This window comes from Bacillus sp. z60-11 (genome assembly GCF_046464135.1).
In the GTDB taxonomy this organism is placed as follows: domain Bacteria; phylum Bacillota; class Bacilli; order Bacillales; family Bacillaceae; genus Bacillus; species Bacillus sonorensis_A.
Window position 1 is genome coordinate 601,472 of the sequence record NZ_JBIYSN010000001.1, and the last position, 15,500, is coordinate 616,971.

At 46.2% G+C, this 15,500-nt stretch carries 15 protein-coding genes; 12 read left to right on the forward strand and 3 right to left on the reverse strand.

What is annotated here, in order from left to right:
• Positions 1–9: 9 nt before the first annotated feature.
• The 10 genes from ACINLD_RS03210 to lepB all read left to right on the forward strand — a co-directional run bounded on the left by ACINLD_RS03210 (position 10) and on the right by lepB (position 11,050).
• On the forward strand, positions 10–1,818 hold the full coding sequence (locus tag ACINLD_RS03210) for an ABC transporter ATP-binding protein (protein ID WP_077736897.1): 1,809 nt from the start codon (positions 10–12) through the stop codon (positions 1,816–1,818).
• Positions 1,819–1,912: 94 nt separating this feature from the next.
• Entirely contained in the window at positions 1,913–2,590 is a 678-nt protein-coding gene (locus ACINLD_RS03215) for a Yip1 family protein (protein WP_026586789.1), read from the forward strand.
• Between the two features lie 4 nt (positions 2,591–2,594).
• Positions 2,595–3,737, forward strand: a complete 1,143-nt coding sequence (locus ACINLD_RS03220; protein WP_410206909.1) for an efflux RND transporter periplasmic adaptor subunit — start codon at positions 2,595–2,597, stop codon at positions 3,735–3,737.
• Positions 3,738–4,427, forward strand: coding sequence for an ABC transporter ATP-binding protein (locus ACINLD_RS03225; protein ID WP_409444721.1), 690 nt, complete (start codon positions 3,738–3,740; stop codon positions 4,425–4,427). It begins immediately after the preceding gene.
• Positions 4,424–5,617 carry an ABC transporter permease gene (locus ACINLD_RS03230; protein WP_026586792.1) on the forward strand — a complete coding sequence of 398 codons (1,194 nt, stop codon included), beginning with the start codon at positions 4,424–4,426 and terminating at the stop codon, positions 5,615–5,617. The genes ACINLD_RS03225 and ACINLD_RS03230 overlap by 4 nt, the downstream gene beginning before the upstream one ends.
• Before the next feature lie 208 nt (positions 5,618–5,825).
• Positions 5,826–6,473, forward strand: a complete 648-nt coding sequence (locus tag ACINLD_RS03235) for a Yip1 family protein (protein WP_026586793.1) — start codon at positions 5,826–5,828, stop codon at positions 6,471–6,473.
• A gap of 282 nt (positions 6,474–6,755) precedes the next feature.
• Positions 6,756–7,511 carry a DeoR/GlpR family DNA-binding transcription regulator gene (locus tag ACINLD_RS03240; RefSeq protein WP_026586794.1) on the forward strand — a complete coding sequence of 252 codons (756 nt, stop codon included), beginning with the start codon at positions 6,756–6,758 and terminating at the stop codon, positions 7,509–7,511.
• Positions 7,508–8,419 carry a 1-phosphofructokinase gene (pfkB, locus tag ACINLD_RS03245; RefSeq protein ID WP_026586795.1) on the forward strand — a complete coding sequence of 304 codons (912 nt, stop codon included), beginning with the start codon at positions 7,508–7,510 and terminating at the stop codon, positions 8,417–8,419. Before ACINLD_RS03240 ends, pfkB begins: the two co-directional genes overlap by 4 nt.
• Positions 8,420–8,432: 13 nt before the next feature.
• The gene (locus ACINLD_RS03250; protein WP_026586796.1) at positions 8,433–10,325 is read left to right on the forward strand and encodes a fructose-specific PTS transporter subunit EIIC; all 1,893 of its coding nucleotides are present in this window, start codon (positions 8,433–8,435) and stop codon (positions 10,323–10,325) included.
• A 164-nt stretch (positions 10,326–10,489) separates the two neighbouring features.
• Entirely contained in the window at positions 10,490–11,050 is a 561-nt protein-coding gene (lepB, locus tag ACINLD_RS03255) for a signal peptidase I (protein WP_026586797.1), read from the forward strand.
• Between the two features lie 37 nt (positions 11,051–11,087).
• On the opposite strand, the gene ACINLD_RS03260 is transcribed toward lepB, so the two are convergent.
• On the reverse strand, positions 11,088–11,357 hold the full coding sequence (locus ACINLD_RS03260; protein ID WP_026586798.1) for a hypothetical protein: 270 nt from the start codon (positions 11,355–11,357) through the stop codon (positions 11,088–11,090).
• 419 nt (positions 11,358–11,776) lie between these two features.
• Between ACINLD_RS03260 and ACINLD_RS03265 the strand changes: the two genes are divergently transcribed.
• On the forward strand, positions 11,777–13,396 hold the full coding sequence (locus tag ACINLD_RS03265; protein WP_026586800.1) for an ABC-F family ATP-binding cassette domain-containing protein: 1,620 nt from the start codon (positions 11,777–11,779) through the stop codon (positions 13,394–13,396).
• Positions 13,397–13,451: 55 nt separating this feature from the next.
• Positions 13,452–13,826 (forward strand): YybH family protein, encoded by a 375-nt coding sequence (locus ACINLD_RS03270; protein ID WP_410206910.1) that lies wholly within the window; start codon positions 13,452–13,454, stop codon positions 13,824–13,826.
• 166 nt (positions 13,827–13,992) lie between these two features.
• On the opposite strand, the gene ACINLD_RS03275 is transcribed toward ACINLD_RS03270, so the two are convergent.
• Positions 13,993–15,225 carry an aminopeptidase gene (locus ACINLD_RS03275; RefSeq protein WP_410206911.1) on the reverse strand — a complete coding sequence of 411 codons (1,233 nt, stop codon included), beginning with the start codon at positions 15,223–15,225 and terminating at the stop codon, positions 13,993–13,995.
• A gap of 88 nt (positions 15,226–15,313) precedes the next feature.
• Positions 15,314–15,442, reverse strand: a complete 129-nt coding sequence (locus ACINLD_RS03280) for a protein YkpC (RefSeq protein ID WP_142246127.1) — start codon at positions 15,440–15,442, stop codon at positions 15,314–15,316.
• Between the last annotated feature and the right edge of the window lie 58 nt (positions 15,443–15,500).

Consider the following 15,500-nt stretch of genomic DNA (forward strand, 5'->3'; position numbering starts at 1 on the left):
GCTGTTGTCATGGAACAGGAAGCCAAAAAACAAACATTGATGAACCGGTTTTTTTACACCTCAGACCAAATCATTGAAAAGCCGTTTAACTGGGCGCAAATGTGGCGGCTGCTCAAATATTTAAAGCCGTATCGGAAAAATTTGCTGCCGCTGTCCTTTTTAACGGTGATCATCGGTGCGGCCATCCGGCTGACGGTGCCGATATTGATCGGGGTGTATGCGCTTGATCAAGCCATCGCGGGAAAAGATATGAACCTTTTGGTCACATTAATCATCGTGATCAGCATCATGTATTTGGCAAATTACATTGCGAACGTCTTGAGGATCCGCTGGATGAACAAGCTTGGACAGCATGTGATCTACGATTTAAGGCAGCATTTGTTTACGCATGTCCAGCGCCTGTCACACCGGTTTTTTGACGAACGTTCGGCGGGTTCGATTCTCGTCCGCATTATGAATGATATCAATTCTCTGCAGGAGCTGTTTACGAGCGGAGTCATCAATTTGCTGATGGATATCCTTTTGCTTTTGGGGATTATTGTGATTCTGTTTTCGCTCAGCCCGGAATTGACCATCGCGATCATGGTCACATTGCCTGTCATGTTCTTTATTTCTACCAATCTTCGAAGAAAAATCCGCCGTTCATGGCAAAAAGTCCGTCTGAAGCAGTCGAAACTGAACTCCCATTTGAATGAAAGCATTCAGGGCATAAGGGTGACGCAAGCGTTTACCCAGGAAAAAGAAAACATGATGTATTTTGCAGGTGTCAATGGCGAGAACTATGAAGCGTGGAAAGAAGCGACGAAAAAAAATGCGACATTTCGTCCGCTGGTGGAAATGACAAACGCTGTCGGCACAGCCATTTTAATATGGTACGGCTCTACATTGATCATCAATGAGACGATCACGATCGGTGTTTTTGTATCCTTCGCTTTTTACCTCGGGATGTTTTGGGAGCCGATTTCAAGGCTTGGCCAGGTCTATAATCAGCTCCTGATGGGGATGGCTTCATCTGAACGAATCTTTGAATTTCTTGATGAAAAGCCGGTTGTTGCCGATAAAGAAAATGCGGTCAACATCAAAGAATTAAAAGGCTGGATTGAATTTGACGAGGTTGAATTTTCTTACGACGGGAAGCGGAAAGCGCTCAACAAGGTTTCGTTTGAGGTTCCGGCGGGGACATCGCTTGCGCTTGTCGGACATACGGGATCCGGCAAGACGACGATTGCGAGCCTGATCAGCCGCTTTTATGACGCGACAGGCGGAACGGTGAAAGTCGACGGAATTCCGATTACCGATATCTCGCTTGCCGATCTCCGTTCGCAAATCAGCATCGTCCTTCAGGATACATTTATTTTCTCAGGAACGATTTTGGAAAATATCCGCTTCGGGCGCCCGAACGCAACAGATGAAGAAGTCGTCGCAGCGGCTAAAGCCGTCGGTGCCGATTCTTTCATTTCAGCGCTCCCGAACGGCTATGCCACAGAGGTGGAGGAGCGCGGCAACATTTTATCAGCGGGGGAACGCCAGCTGATTTCGTTTGCAAGGGCGCTGTTGGCTGATCCGCGCATTCTGATCCTTGACGAAGCAACGGCAAGCATTGACACGGAGACGGAAGTCAAGATTCAGACTGCGCTTAAAACACTGCTTCACGGCCGCACGGCCATTATGATCGCCCACAGACTTTCGACGATTAGGGATGCCGATCAAATCATCGTCTTGGATCACGGCAAAAAGATGGAGGAAGGCAGTCATGTGCAGCTAATGGAGAAGCGCGGGATCTATTACGGCTTGATCAAGAAGCAGTCAAGCCGCTGATGAAAGCCGGATCATATTCGTGTAAGAAAATGAAACCTTTTATCTGAACGAATCGTATTGACAACCAGAACATATATTGGAGGTTTTTTAAACAATGGAAACAAATTTAGAAAAACATGCAGTCACAAAACCCTCTATATTTGGGGTGATGACAAGTCCAGGCGTGCAGTTTGAAAGAATCAGAGAAAAGCCCTCTATATGGGGGCCGCTGTTTTTGGTGCTCGTTTTAACTGTGATCGGCGCTGTATTAACGGCGTTTGGAATCAATTATGACGCCGTATTGAAAGAGACAGGATTACAGTCCGCTGACGAACTGCAAATCGCCAAGTCGCTTGCCATCGGATTGGCGATATTTGGCACAATTATTTTTGTGCTCGCGACGATTTTTATTGCACCGCTGATTTATTGGCTCTGTGTGAAAATATCCGGCGGGGAAACGACATATCCAAAAATGCTGTCGATGACCCTGTTCATGACATTCATTTCAAGCATCGGCACGCTGATCAACGGAATTTTCGTGTATGCTACCCATTCGTCCACAGCGTATAATGTGACATCGCTTGCGAGCCTGATTCCGGCTGATCAGCCTCTTGTCAATGTATTGAATCTTTTTGAGGTTTTCTCCATTTGGAGTTATGTTCTTTTAGCCATCGGTCTTGAAAAGGCGGGCGGGATTTCTAAAAAAGCGGCATGGATCAGCACGGCTGTCTTATTCGGCATTGTGCTGTTGTTCTCGTTTTTATCCGGATTGTTAGGTGCGGCAGGTGCGTAACAACATGAAAAAAATATGGATCGGAATTGGCATTGTCCTCATTATCGTTCTTTTTATCGGAATCAACTTGTACCGGTCCGCTGCTCAAACAGGAGGCAGCGCAATCACCGATGTGAAAGTCGGAAAACTGGAAGAAAAGGAAATAGCGGCAACCGTTATGGTTCCCGGAAAGCTAAAATTCAAAAACGAGCAATCTGTCTATTATGAATCAGAAAAAGGCGAGCTTGATAAGGTGGAAGTAAAACCGGGCGATAAAGTGAAAAAAGGGACGGTTTTACTCACCTATGCGAATGAACAGTTAAAGCTTGAACAAGAGAAAAATGAACTGGCTTTAGAAGCAAACCGCTTAAAAATCGAGCAAATCAGCGACAAGAAAAAGGCGTTAAACAACAAGGAAAAAGAGCTTCAGAAAGAACTTGGAGAACAAAAAGCACGCGAGCAAATTGAATCCGAGCGGTCGGAGCTTGACATGGAGGAAAAAACGGCGCAACTCGAACTCAAGCAATCGCTGCTTGAGGAAAAATCGCTTGAACATCAACTGGATCGTCTCGAAGTGAAAAGCGATATTGAAGGCACTGTCATTTCAGTCGACCAAAAAGCGGCATCTGCCAAATCCGATATTCAGGAACCGGTCATACATATTGGCGATACGGATCATCTCATCGTTGAAGGGATGCTGTCTGAATACGATACGTTGAAGGTGAAAAAAGGTCAAAAAGTAACATTGACATCAGACGTGATACAGGATTTAACATGGAAAGGCACCGTTTCATCGGTCGGGCTTGTCCCTGACCAGCAAGCCGAAACAGCAGCGGCGGCTGCATCAACCGCGGAGCAGGCCGTGCAGTATCCGCTCGAAGTCAAAATTGCCGGCAAGCTTCCACAGGGCAAGCCGGGATTCAAGCTGATCATGGACATTGAAACAGATAAGAGAAAAGCAAAGACACTGCCGCAGAAAGCTGTAAAAAAAGACGGCGACCAGTATTATGTCTATACAATAAGAGACGGCAAGGCAAACCGGGTTGATGTAAAGATCGGCGAAACGGCGGATGATCAGATGGAAATCAAGGAAGGCCTCTCAGGCGATGACCAGGTGATTTTAAATCCTTCAGACGATATAACCGACGGAACGGATGTGAAAGCTTAAATGATTCAGCTTTCCAAAGTGAAAAAAAGCTATCAGATCGGAAAAGAGACATTTGATGTCCTTCATTCCATTGATGTTGTGATTGAACGCGGCGAGTACCTGTCCATTATGGGGCCGTCCGGTTCCGGAAAATCAACGCTCATGAACATCATCGGCTGCCTTGACCGCCCGTCATCAGGCATCTATAAACTGGACGGCGAGGATGTTTCTTCATACAATGATAAGGAGCTGGCGGCGGTCAGAAATCAATCGATCGGCTTTGTGTTTCAACAGTTTCAGCTTTTGCCGAGACTGAACGCGAAAAAGAATGTCGAGCTTCCGATGATTTATGCAGGCATCGGCAAAAAAGAGCGGCAAGAACGGGCCGAACGGGCTTTGGAAAAGGTCGGGCTGAAAGACCGAATGCTGCATATGCCCAGCGAGCTTTCCGGCGGGCAAAAACAGCGGGTCGCCATCGCCCGCGCGATTGTCAATGAACCAAAGCTGATTTTGGCTGATGAACCAACCGGAGCATTAGATACGAAAACGAGCATTTCGATCATGGAGCAATTTTCCGAATTAAACGCTGAAGGGACAACCGTTCTGCTGGTCACTCATGAACCGGAAATTGCCGATTATACGAATCGTGTCATTATGGTGCGTGACGGTGAGATCGTTGCTTCTGAAAGGCAAAGGAGTGTGGGGGAATGAGCCTGTTGGAAAATCTGCGGATGGCTCTCAGCTCTGTTTTAGCCCATAAAATGCGGTCGATCTTAACGATGCTCGGCATCATCATCGGCGTCGGCTCAGTCATTGTCGTCGTGGCGGTAGGACAAGGCGGGGAGCAGATGCTCAAGCAGTCCATCAGCGGTCCCGGCAATACAGTCGAATTATTTTACTCTCCGAGTGAAGAAGAGCTTGCCAAAAATCCCAACGCCTATGAAGAAGCGAACTTTACCGAAGCTGATATTAACAGTTTGAAAGAAATCGAAGGTGTGAAGCAGGTCGTCGCTTCGACAACGGAAAATATGACGGCCCGGTACCGAAAAGAGGAAACCGATTCATCAATTATCGGCATCAACAGCGGCTATATGAGTGTCAATTCATTACATATAAAAGAAGGCAGAGGCTTCACTGAAAATGATTTTCTGTCCGGAAAAAGAGCGGGGGTCATTTCCGAAAAATTCTCTGAAGAGCTATTTGACAAAAAATCACCGCTCGGCCAAGTTGTATGGGTCAACGGACAGCCGGTCGAAGTCATCGGCATCCTCGAAAAAGAAACCGGTCTGCTTTCGCTTGAGCAAAGTGAAATGTATCTGCCATTTACGATGATGAGATCGTCTTTTGGCAGCAGCAACTACAGCACGGTCTCCCTTCAGGTTGAATCGGCCGATGATATGAAGGCGGTAGGGCAAGAGGCTGCTCAACTGATGAATGATCATCATGACACCGAAGATTCTTATCAGGTGATGAACATGGAGGAAATTGCAAAAGGCATCGGCCAAGTCACAACGATTATGACGATGATCATCGGTTCCATTGCCGGCATTTCTCTATTGGTCGGCGGAATCGGCGTCATGAATATCATGCTTGTCTCTGTGACCGAACGCACAAGAGAAATCGGGATCAGAAAATCGCTGGGGGCTACGCGGGGGCAGATTTTATTGCAATTTTTAATTGAGTCCGTCGTTTTGACACTGATTGGCGGTCTTATCGGAATCGGGCTCGGGTACGGCGGAGCATCGCTTGTGTCTGTCATAGCCGGGTGGCCGTCGCTTGTATCCTGGCAGGTTGTCATTGGCGGGGTCTTATTCAGCATGGTGATCGGAGTCATTTTCGGCATGCTTCCGGCCAACAAAGCGGCCCGCTTGGATCCGATCGATGCATTGCGCTATGAATAGATTTGTCATTTGCAAAAATGTTTGGCTGGGATGCTGTGAACCCAAGGTCATGTGGTGGTTTCAATCTAAAGACCGATTTGATATCGGTCTTTTTTATTTACTTCCTTTCCAGTTTGGTAAAAATTTAAGCTAATTTTAATCAACCTTAAGTATGCGAAATGGTAAACTTGACATTGTGTAATTTTGAAAAAATGGAGGAATTTAAAAAGTGGAAGCAAATGTAGAAACAGTACAGAAACAAAAAAAGCCGTCACTGCTCGGCATCATCATAAGCCCTGTCCGGCAGTTTGAGAGGATGAGAGAAAGACCAGCCATTTGGCTGGCGCTGATCATTTCGCTGGCATTATCAGCCTTTTCTGTTTACTTGAGCTATTGGAAACTGAATGAGGAGTTGCTTTTTGAATTTAATCCTGGAATGTTGGCTGCTCGCGATATTTTTCGATCGATCATCTTCTATGTCCTCAGCGGATTGGTATTGTGGCTGATCGCCAAAATCGGCGGCGGAAAAACCAATTTTGCCTGCATGGTCTCATTGTCTGTATTTGGTACGTTTGTCGTCGTTATCAGAGATGTCATCATCAGTTTGATTTACTATTTTACAAATTCAGATATCGCGTTTTCGTTCTCATCCCTTGATGGATACATTCCGGCAGAGGAGCCGTTATCGAGTGTCCTGGCGTTGTTTGACATCTTTACAATCTGGGCGTTTGTATTGGTTGCTATCGGACTGCAAAAAGCAGCCGGCGCTTCAAAACGGGCGGCATGGATCGGCGTTTCTGTTTTATTTGTAGTATTTCTTTTGTTCTCTTATCTATTAGGCCTGTTTTTTTTATTTTTACAAAACCTTCCGAACTAAGCGGAACAGATATGAAAAACCTCATGCATCTGAGCATGGGGTTTTATTTTTTGGTTCGAATGAATATTCATCGAATAGATAATAATAATGTCACATATTTTTGCGGATTTTTATCGTTTATACAGTTTACAAATGATACATATCACGTTAAGATGTTGAAATGTGAAAGATTTTGATGGTTATTGAATGAATTTGAAAGATTTTTGTTGAGTTTTGTCGAAAAAGCGTTTACAATGAAATTGTAAGTTGAATGAAGGCGTTTTCAAAAAAAGGGGTGATAATGTGTTGACTCCTGAACGGCATCAGCTGATCATCGACGAAATCGAAAAGCATGATGTCGTGAAAATCCAGTACTTAATGAATTTAACAAATGCCTCAGAGTCAACGATCAGAAGAGATTTGTCGACGCTCGAAGCCCGCGGATATTTAAAGCGCGTTCATGGAGGAGCATCAAAGCTGTCCGACATTCGAATGGAGCCGGACATGCTTGAAAAATCATCCAAAAACCTTCATGAAAAAAGAAAAATCGCCCAGGAAGCCGCCTCTCTGCTTAAAGAAGGCGATTGCATTTTCCTTGATGCCGGAACGACTACTTTGCAAATGATCGATTTTATCGATCAAGAGAAGGATATCATCGTAGTTACGAACGGAGTTATGCACATTGAGGCATTAATGAAAAAAGGGATTCCATTTTATTTATTGGGCGGATATGTGAAGCATAAAACCGGGGCGATCGTGGGAGGCTCCGCCTTATCGGCCATCAGCCAGTACCGGTTTGACAAAAGCTTTATCGGTGTGAACGGGATTCATACAGAAGCGGGATTTACAACCCCCGATCCCGAAGAAGCGCTCTTGAAAACAAAGGCTGTCAAACAGGCAAAAAAAGCTTTTGCACTCGCTGATGCTTCCAAATTCGGAGAGATGTCTTTTTCTGCCTTTGCAAGTTTAGACGAAGCAACTATCATTACAGCAGGATCTGCAAAACATTCATTTGATAACTATCAAGAAAAAACTGTCGTAAAGGTAGTGAAAACATGATATACACTGTAACACTCAACCCATCGGTCGACTACATCGTTCACGTAGAAGAATTTACTTTAGGCGGGTTAAATCGTTCAGCTTATGACACGAAATACCCTGGAGGCAAAGGAATCAATGTCTCGCGGGTGCTGAACAGACACCATGTGCCTTCTAAAGTTCTCGGTTTTATCGGCGGTTTTACAGGGGGTTACATCAAATCTTTCTTGGAAGAAGAAAAACTTGAGACGGCCTTTAATGAAGTAAACGGGGATACCCGAATCAATGTCAAATTAAAGACCGGTGATGAAACGGAAATCAACGGACAAGGCCCTGTCATCAGTGAAGACGATTTCGCGGCGTTTTTAGCCCGATTTTCCGCGATGAAAGAAGGAGATATCGTCGTATTGGCAGGCAGCATCCCGGCTTCAATGCCTCAGGACACCTATGAAAAAATTGCCGAAGCGTGCAGCCGGCAACATGTCCGTGTCGTCCTTGATATTTCAGGCGAGGCCCTCTTGAAAGCGGCTCAAATGCGCCCGCTTTTAATGAAGCCGAACCATCACGAGCTGGGAGAAATGTTCCAAACGACGATTACCACTCCAGAGGAAGCGGTGCCATACGGCAAAAAACTGATTGAACAAGGAGCGGAAAACGCGATCGTTTCAATGGCGGGCGAAGGCGCTCTCTTATTCACAAAAGACGGCGTATATCATGCGAATGTCCCTAAAGGAAAGCTCGTCAATTCTGTCGGAGCAGGGGATTCGGTGGTTGCCGGTTTTCTCGCAGGCATTGAAAAACAGCTCGACATCAAAGAAGCTTTTCGCTTAGGCGTTGCCTCAGGAAGTGCGACAGCTTTTTCTGAGGAGCTCGGAACAGAAGAGCTGGTTCACAAACTTCTTCCGGAAGTTCAAGTCAAAGCGATATAAAGGAGGAAAGGTTATGAAAATAACAGAGCTACTAACGAAGCATACGATCAAGTTAAACCTTGAGAGCAGCCAGAAAGAAAACGTGATTGAAGAGCTTGTAACCGTTTTGGACCAGGCCGGAAAATTAAATGATAAAGAAGGCTACAAAGACGCCGTGATCAATCGCGAAAAACAAAGCTCGACAGGAATCGGCGAAGGGATTGCCATTCCTCACGCGAAAACGGCGAGCGTTAAAGAGCCGGCCATCGCATTTGGCCGTTCAAAAGAAGGTGTCGATTACGAATCTCTGGACGGACAGCCGAGCCATCTCGTCTTCATGATCGCTGCAACGGATGGCGCAAACAACACACACCTTGAAGCGCTCTCAAGACTATCCACTCTATTGATGAGGGAAGAAATCCGCAAACAGCTGCTTGATGCGGAATCAGCAGAAGAAATCATCGATATTATCAACGAGCATGATAAAGACGATGAAGATGAAGAGCAAGGGGAAACGCCTCAAGCGCCGTCAGCCAAAGGAAAAATCCTTGCGGTGACAGCATGCCCGACAGGGATCGCCCACACGTTCATGGCTGCCGATGCTTTGAAGGAAAAAGCGAAAGAGCTTGGCGTTGATATCAAAGTTGAAACGAACGGTTCAAGCGGTATTAAAAATGGTCTGACAGCGCAGGAAATCGAAGATGCGGTTGCGATCATCGTCGCCGCCGACAAGCAGGTTGAAATGGATCGTTTCCAAGGTAAACACGTCATTGAAGTACCTGTGACAGCGGGAATCAGACGCCCGAAAGAATTGATTGAGCAAGCCTTGAAGCAAGATGCGCCAATCTATCAGGCGAAAGGCGGCGCTGCATCCGATTCTGAAGACGGAGCTGCCAAAGGAAAAGGCGGCGGCTTCTACAAACACCTGATGAGCGGTGTCAGCAACATGCTGCCATTCGTCGTCGGGGGCGGGATTTTAGTTGCGCTTTCATTCTTCTGGGGAATTAACGCAACCAAACCGGGAGATCCTACTTATAATGAGTTTGCAGCTGTTTTAAACAATATTGGCGGAACCAATGCCCTTGGATTAATCGTCGCTGTATTGGCCGGATTTATCGCTATGAGTATTGCAGACCGTCCTGGATTTGCGCCTGGTATGGTCGGCGGTTTCATGGCGACGCAAGCTGGCGCCGGTTTCCTAGGCGGGCTGATTGCCGGTTTCTTAGCTGGTTATATCGTTGTTCTCTTGAAGAAAGTATTTGCCGGACTTCCGCAAGTGCTTGACGGCTTAAAGCCTGTGTTACTTTATCCGCTGTTTGGGATCTTCTTTACCGGAGTCATTATGCATTATGTTGTCAACACGCCTGTCAAGATGATCATGGATGGCATGACACATTGGCTTGAAGGGCTTGGTACAGGAAACCTTGTTGTCATGGGTATTGTTTTAGGCGGTATGATGGCGATTGATATGGGAGGACCGATCAATAAAGCGGCCTTCACATTCGGTATCGCGATGATTGAAGCAGGAAACTTTGGACCGCATGCGGCAATCATGGCTGGCGGTATGGTGCCTCCGCTAGGAATCGCGCTTGCGACAACATTCTTTAAAAATAAGTTCTCAAAACGTGATCGTGAAGCTGGAATTACCAACTATGTGATGGGACTGTCATTTATCACTGAAGGTGCGATTCCGTTTGCGGCGGCAGATCCGGCCCGCGTCATCCCTGCATGTATGATTGGGTCAGCAGTCGCTGGCGGTTTATCCCAGTTTTTCCATGTCACACTGCAAGCACCGCATGGCGGAATATTCGTTCTCTTCTTTACCACAAATCATGCGCTGCTGTATCTCCTCAGTATCTTGATTGGTGCGGTTGTGACAGCTTTGATTCTCGGCGTTTTGAAAAAGCCGGTTCCAACTGAAAAATAAATGCTGAAAGTGCCACGGGGGAAACCTTGCGGCACTTTCTTTTTTCCTGTTTTCGGGTCTGGGCGTACACTGATTATGAATTCTCCCAAGACTTGTGATAAAGTATAGGAAAGCTTTATTTTCAACTTGTACATTGCAACAGACTGTTTTTAGGAGGAAGCGTTTTGACTGAAGAAAAATCCAAGAAAAAGAATAATTCTCTCTTTGAATGGGTAAAAGCCATCATTATCGCAGTCGCTCTGGCTTTATTGATCCGGGCGTTTTTATTTGAACCGTATTTAGTTGAAGGCACTTCGATGGATCCGACACTGCATGACGGGGAACGTTTGTTCGTTTATAAAACGGTTAAATACATTGGGGAGTTTGAACGCGGGGATATCGTCATCATTGACGGAGATGAAAAAAATGTCCACTATGTTAAGCGTCTGATCGGTCTGCCGGGAGATACCGTGCAAATGAAAGATGACACGCTTTATATTAACGGGAAGAAAGTCGCCGAGCCGTATCTGGCGGAAAACAGAAAAGAGGCGAAAGCGGTCGGCGTCAAACTGACGGGTGATTTTGGCCCTGTTAAAGTTCCGGAAGGCAAGTATTTCGTGATGGGGGACAACCGGCAGAGATCGATGGACAGCCGCAACGGACTCGGGCTGATCGATAAAAAACGGGTTGTCGGAACATCGCAATTCGTGTTTTTCCCGTTTAATGAAATCCGAAAAACAGACTAAAAAAAGCCTGACGTCCCCCGGGACGGTCAGGCTTTTTTTAAGACATCACGGACGCCAGCACCGCGATAAACAGGACGGTGACGAACACTGACGCCATGATGAGAAGAACGCTGTAAAGGGTTTTGATTTGCGCGGTTTCTTTTCCTTTTTTCGCAAGGATTCTTTTGGCATAGATATGAACAAACGCGTAAATCAGAGCAATCCCGATGTAAAGGCCTAAATCACGCGCTGTAAAACCGGTTACTGCCAGATATACACCGGCAAAAAAAATAAACATGCAGTATTCTGTCAGAGTGATAAGCTTCATGTTTTCCTCCGTCTAACGATCCGTGTTTTCTTCAAATATCACCTTTTTATAATATATCTTTTGCAGCCATCCTACAAGAAGGCCGAACCCTATCAAAAGACATGCGAATACAAAAAAATCAAAAGTCCACATATTATATCCTTTGAAAAACCCGATCGCCAACGTAGCGATGACCATGGTGAGTGATAGAAAAGCCGCGTGCCGGGGCCTTGTGTTTACCCATCTGATAATATCCGGGTCATCTTTTATATTCATTTATCCTTCCCCCATTCTTCATTAATTGTAACATATTGTCACAATGAACATACAAAAAAAGCGCATGTCGGCTTTGCGCTTTATAGCTTCATCATACCAGAGCATTTCTCTTATAGGTCATTCGTGTTATACTCTTTTTAATGAAGGAATATGGAGGATATTAAATGATAGCTGTTCATAATGTAAGCTTGCGGTTTGCAGACCGGAAGTTATTTGAAGATGTCAACATTAAATTTACGCCCGGAAACTGCTACGGGCTGATCGGGGCCAATGGCGCCGGGAAATCTACATTTTTAAAAATTTTGTCAGGGGAGATTGAGCCGCAAACAGGCGATGTTCATATGAGCCCCGGCGAGCGCCTTGCCGTTCTGAAGCAAAACCACTTTGAGTATGAAGAATATGAAGTGCTGAAAACGGTCATCATGGGCCATAAGCGCCTTTATGAAGTGATGCAGGAGAAAGACGCCATTTACATGAAGCCGGACTTTTCCGATGAAGACGGGATTCGCGCTGCCGAGTTGGAAGGCGAGTTTGCCGAGCTGAACGGCTGGGAAGCGGAAGGAGAAGCGGCGATATTATTAAAGGGGCTTGGCATTCCTGAAGAGCTCCATACGAAAAAAATGGCCGATCTCGGCGGATCTGATAAAGTGAAAGTGCTTCTTGCCCAGGCGCTCTTTGGAAAGCCTGACGTGCTCCTTCTCGATGAGCCGACGAACCATTTGGATATTCAGGCGATCCAGTGGCTTGAGGAGTTCTTGATCAATTTTGAGAATACGGTGATCGTTGTGTCGCATGACCGTCACTTTTTAAATAAAGTCTGCACACATATCGCTGATTTGGATTTTAATAAAATCCAAATCTATGTCGGAAACTATGATTTCTGGTATGAATCAAGCCAGCTCGCTTTGAAAATGGCACAGGAAGCCAATAAGAAAAAAGAAGAGCAGATCAAGCAGCTTCAGGAGTTCGTCGCCAGATTCAGCGCCAATGCCTCCAAATCAAAGCAGGCGACATCAAGAAAAAAACTGCTTGAGAAAATTACGCTGGATGATATTAAACCGTCGTCACGCAAGTATCCTTACGTCAATTTCACGCCTGAGCGTGAGATTGGAAATGATGTGCTTGTCGTCAAAGACCTGTCCAAAACGATCGACGGTGTCAAAGTTCTTGATTCGGTCAGCTTTATGATGAACAAGGATGATAAAATCGCGTTTACGGGACGCAATGAGCTTGCTGCCACAACGCTCTTTAAAATCCTCGCCGGGGAAATGGAGCCTGACAGCGGGACATTTAAGTGGGGTGTGACGACATCCCAGGCGTTTTTCCCGAAAGACAACAGCGAGTATTTTGAAAACAGCGATTTGAACCTTGTCGACTGGCTCCGCCAATTTTCCCCGCATGATCAAAGCGAAAGCTTCCTGCGCGGATTTTTAGGCAGAATGCTGTTCTCCGGAGAAGAAGTGCTCAAAAAAGCAAGCGTCCTCTCAGGGGGAGAAAAAGTCCGCTGCATGCTGTCGAAAATGATGCTCTCCGGAGCGAATGTGTTAATGCTGGATGAGCCGACAAACCATTTGGACCTTGAATCGATTACAGCTTTAAATAACGGCTTAATCAGCTTTAAAGGCGCCATGCTGTTTACATCTCATGACCATCAGTTTGTCCAGACGATCGCCAACCGGATCATCGAGATCACACCAAACGGCATCGTCGATAAACAAATGAGCTATGACGAGTTTTTGGAAGATAAAACGGTACAGGACAAGCTTGCCGAACTTTACGCATAATTCCAGAAACCCCGCCTGAAAAAGCGGGGTTTCTTATATCAAGGAGATGGTCGCTATGTCATGCCGAAAGGCTCTTGAGCAATATATTCAAGCAACGAACACACATGAGTTTGCAAATGTCAAAAAGCTTCTTGACCCCGACGCGGTGTATTGGTTTTCGGATCAAACGTGTTCGGGCTTTGAGGAGATTCAGCGTTACTTTGAAAACGCCTGGAAGCAAATCGAAAACGAAGTATACAGTGCCGAGGATGTCAGCTGGATCACAGAAACAGACGAACAGGCCGTTTGTCTGTATATGTACAAATGGAAAGGGTATTATCAAGGCGAACCGGTTTCCGGGGCAGGCCGTGCGACAAACGTATTTATAAAGGACGAGTCGGGAAGCTGGAAGCTGAAGCACGAGCATTTAAGCAGCTTGCCGAAATCGTGATGAACCGGAGGCGTGTTATTTGCCGGGATCATTGGACGCTTTTTTTAGCCGTTACAGTCACCGGCTGAAGCGTGCAAGGGTCGGAAGTTTTTGGGAGCGGGCATTCCGTCTTCGATACCATATAAAAGGACCTCAGAGACTTTCTGAGGTCCTTTTTAGGCGGATCTTAAATCGCCCAGTTGCCGTTTCTGAAAATCGGCTCTCTCTTTCCGTCGGCCGTGATGCCGTCGATATCCATTTCTCCTGAGCCGATCATAAAATCAACGTGTGTGATGCTCTCATTTAAACCTTCTTTTGCAAGCTCTTCACGCGTCATCTTTTTGCCGCCTTCGATGTTGAAGGCATAAGCGCTTCCGATGGCGAGATGGTTTGACGCATTTTCGTCAAACAGCGTGTTATAAAATAAAATATTGGATTTGGAGATCGGTGAATCGTGCGCGACCAAAGCGACTTCACCTAAATAGTGCGAGCCTTCATCCGTTTCGATCAGCTCTTTTAAAATCTCTTCGCCTTGTTCGGCTTTCACATCGGTGATCCGGCCGTTTTCAAATGTCAGTGTAAAACCGTCGATGAGATTGCCGCCATAGCTTAACGGTTTCGTGCTGGAAACGGTTCCGTTCACACCGTCATTTTTCGGTGCGGTAAAGACTTCCTCCGTCGGCATGTTGGCCATAAACTCATCGCCTTGTTCGTTGACACTGCCGGCTCCGACCCACAGATGTTTTTCAGGAAGCTCAATGGTCAAATCGGTCCCGTCGGCTTGATAGTGAAGGGCCTTATAGTGTTTGTCATTTAAAACACTTACTTTCTCGCGGAGCATCTGGTCGTGGTCTTTCCACGCCTGAACAGGGTCATCGCGGTCGACCCGCGTCGTCTTAAAAATTTCATTCCATAACTTTTGAACCGCTTCTTCTTCGCTCATGTCCGAAAATACTTTTTGCGCCCAAGCAGGTGAAGGGGCAGCCACAACGGTCCAGCTGACTTTATCGGACTGAATCATTTGCCTGTATGTATGCAAAGCTTTTCCGGCCGCTTTCTGCTGTGCTGCAATTCGCTTCGAATCGATTCCTTTTAAGAGGTCCGGGCTTGATGAGACAATCGAAATAAAGGCAGCGCCTTCCTTAGCCATCGTCTCCACCCCTTTGGCTTCCCATTCCGGATACTCTGCAAACGCTTCGAAAGGGGCGAGCTCGTATTTCAGCCTTGTGACTTCATCATCCTGCCAGCGGACTGTCACATGCTTTGCACCTCGCTCATAGGCGCTTTTCACAAGCAGACGGGCAAAATCGCGGACTTCCGTCGAAGCGTTGATCACGACCTTTTGGCCCTTTTGGACATTGACGCCGACTTCTGTGACAAGCTGTGCGTATTTACTCAGTTTATCGGTAAACGAATTCATTGGCAAAACCTCCTTTATTGTCGTAAACATCATACCAAAAATTGAATTGAAAAGAAAAAAAGACGCAGCGGCAGGGCTGCGAATTTTTTTAGCGGTTTAATTTGGCTGTTTGTTCAGGAGGGGATGGCATATGCATGAGCGAAATGCTCATTCCCCCGAGAATGATGCCGCTTAAAATGACGGTAATAGCCACGCGTCTTCCCAAATCTCTGAGCATGTTTTTCCTCCTTATCGTTTATCCATTCCTCACGATATGAAGGAAGCCGGCAAAAAAG

Excerpts from the sequence above, each read along its gene's own strand:
- ACINLD_RS03210 (WP_077736897.1), top strand. The coding sequence starts at position 10 with ATGGAACAGGAAGCCAAAAAACAAACATTGATGAACCGGTTTTTTTAC.
- ACINLD_RS03215 (WP_026586789.1), top strand. The coding sequence starts at position 1,913 with ATGGAAACAAATTTAGAAAAACATGCAGTCACAAAACCCTCTATATTT.
- ACINLD_RS03220 (WP_410206909.1), top strand. The coding sequence starts at position 2,595 with ATGAAAAAAATATGGATCGGAATTGGCATTGTCCTCATTATCGTTCTT.
- ACINLD_RS03225 (WP_409444721.1), top strand. The coding sequence starts at position 3,738 with ATGATTCAGCTTTCCAAAGTGAAAAAAAGCTATCAGATCGGAAAAGAG.
- ACINLD_RS03230 (WP_026586792.1), top strand. The coding sequence starts at position 4,424 with ATGAGCCTGTTGGAAAATCTGCGGATGGCTCTCAGCTCTGTTTTAGCC.
- pfkB (WP_026586795.1), top strand. The coding sequence starts at position 7,508 with ATGATATACACTGTAACACTCAACCCATCGGTCGACTACATCGTTCAC.
- ACINLD_RS03250 (WP_026586796.1), top strand. The coding sequence starts at position 8,433 with ATGAAAATAACAGAGCTACTAACGAAGCATACGATCAAGTTAAACCTT.
- ACINLD_RS03260 (WP_026586798.1), bottom strand. The coding sequence starts at position 11,357 with ATGAAGCTTATCACTCTGACAGAATACTGCATGTTTATTTTTTTTGCC.
- ACINLD_RS03265 (WP_026586800.1), top strand. The coding sequence starts at position 11,777 with ATGATAGCTGTTCATAATGTAAGCTTGCGGTTTGCAGACCGGAAGTTA.
- ACINLD_RS03270 (WP_410206910.1), top strand. The coding sequence starts at position 13,452 with ATGTCATGCCGAAAGGCTCTTGAGCAATATATTCAAGCAACGAACACA.
- ACINLD_RS03275 (WP_410206911.1), bottom strand. The coding sequence starts at position 15,225 with ATGAATTCGTTTACCGATAAACTGAGTAAATACGCACAGCTTGTCACA.
- ACINLD_RS03280 (WP_142246127.1), bottom strand. The coding sequence starts at position 15,442 with ATGCTCAGAGATTTGGGAAGACGCGTGGCTATTACCGTCATTTTAAGC.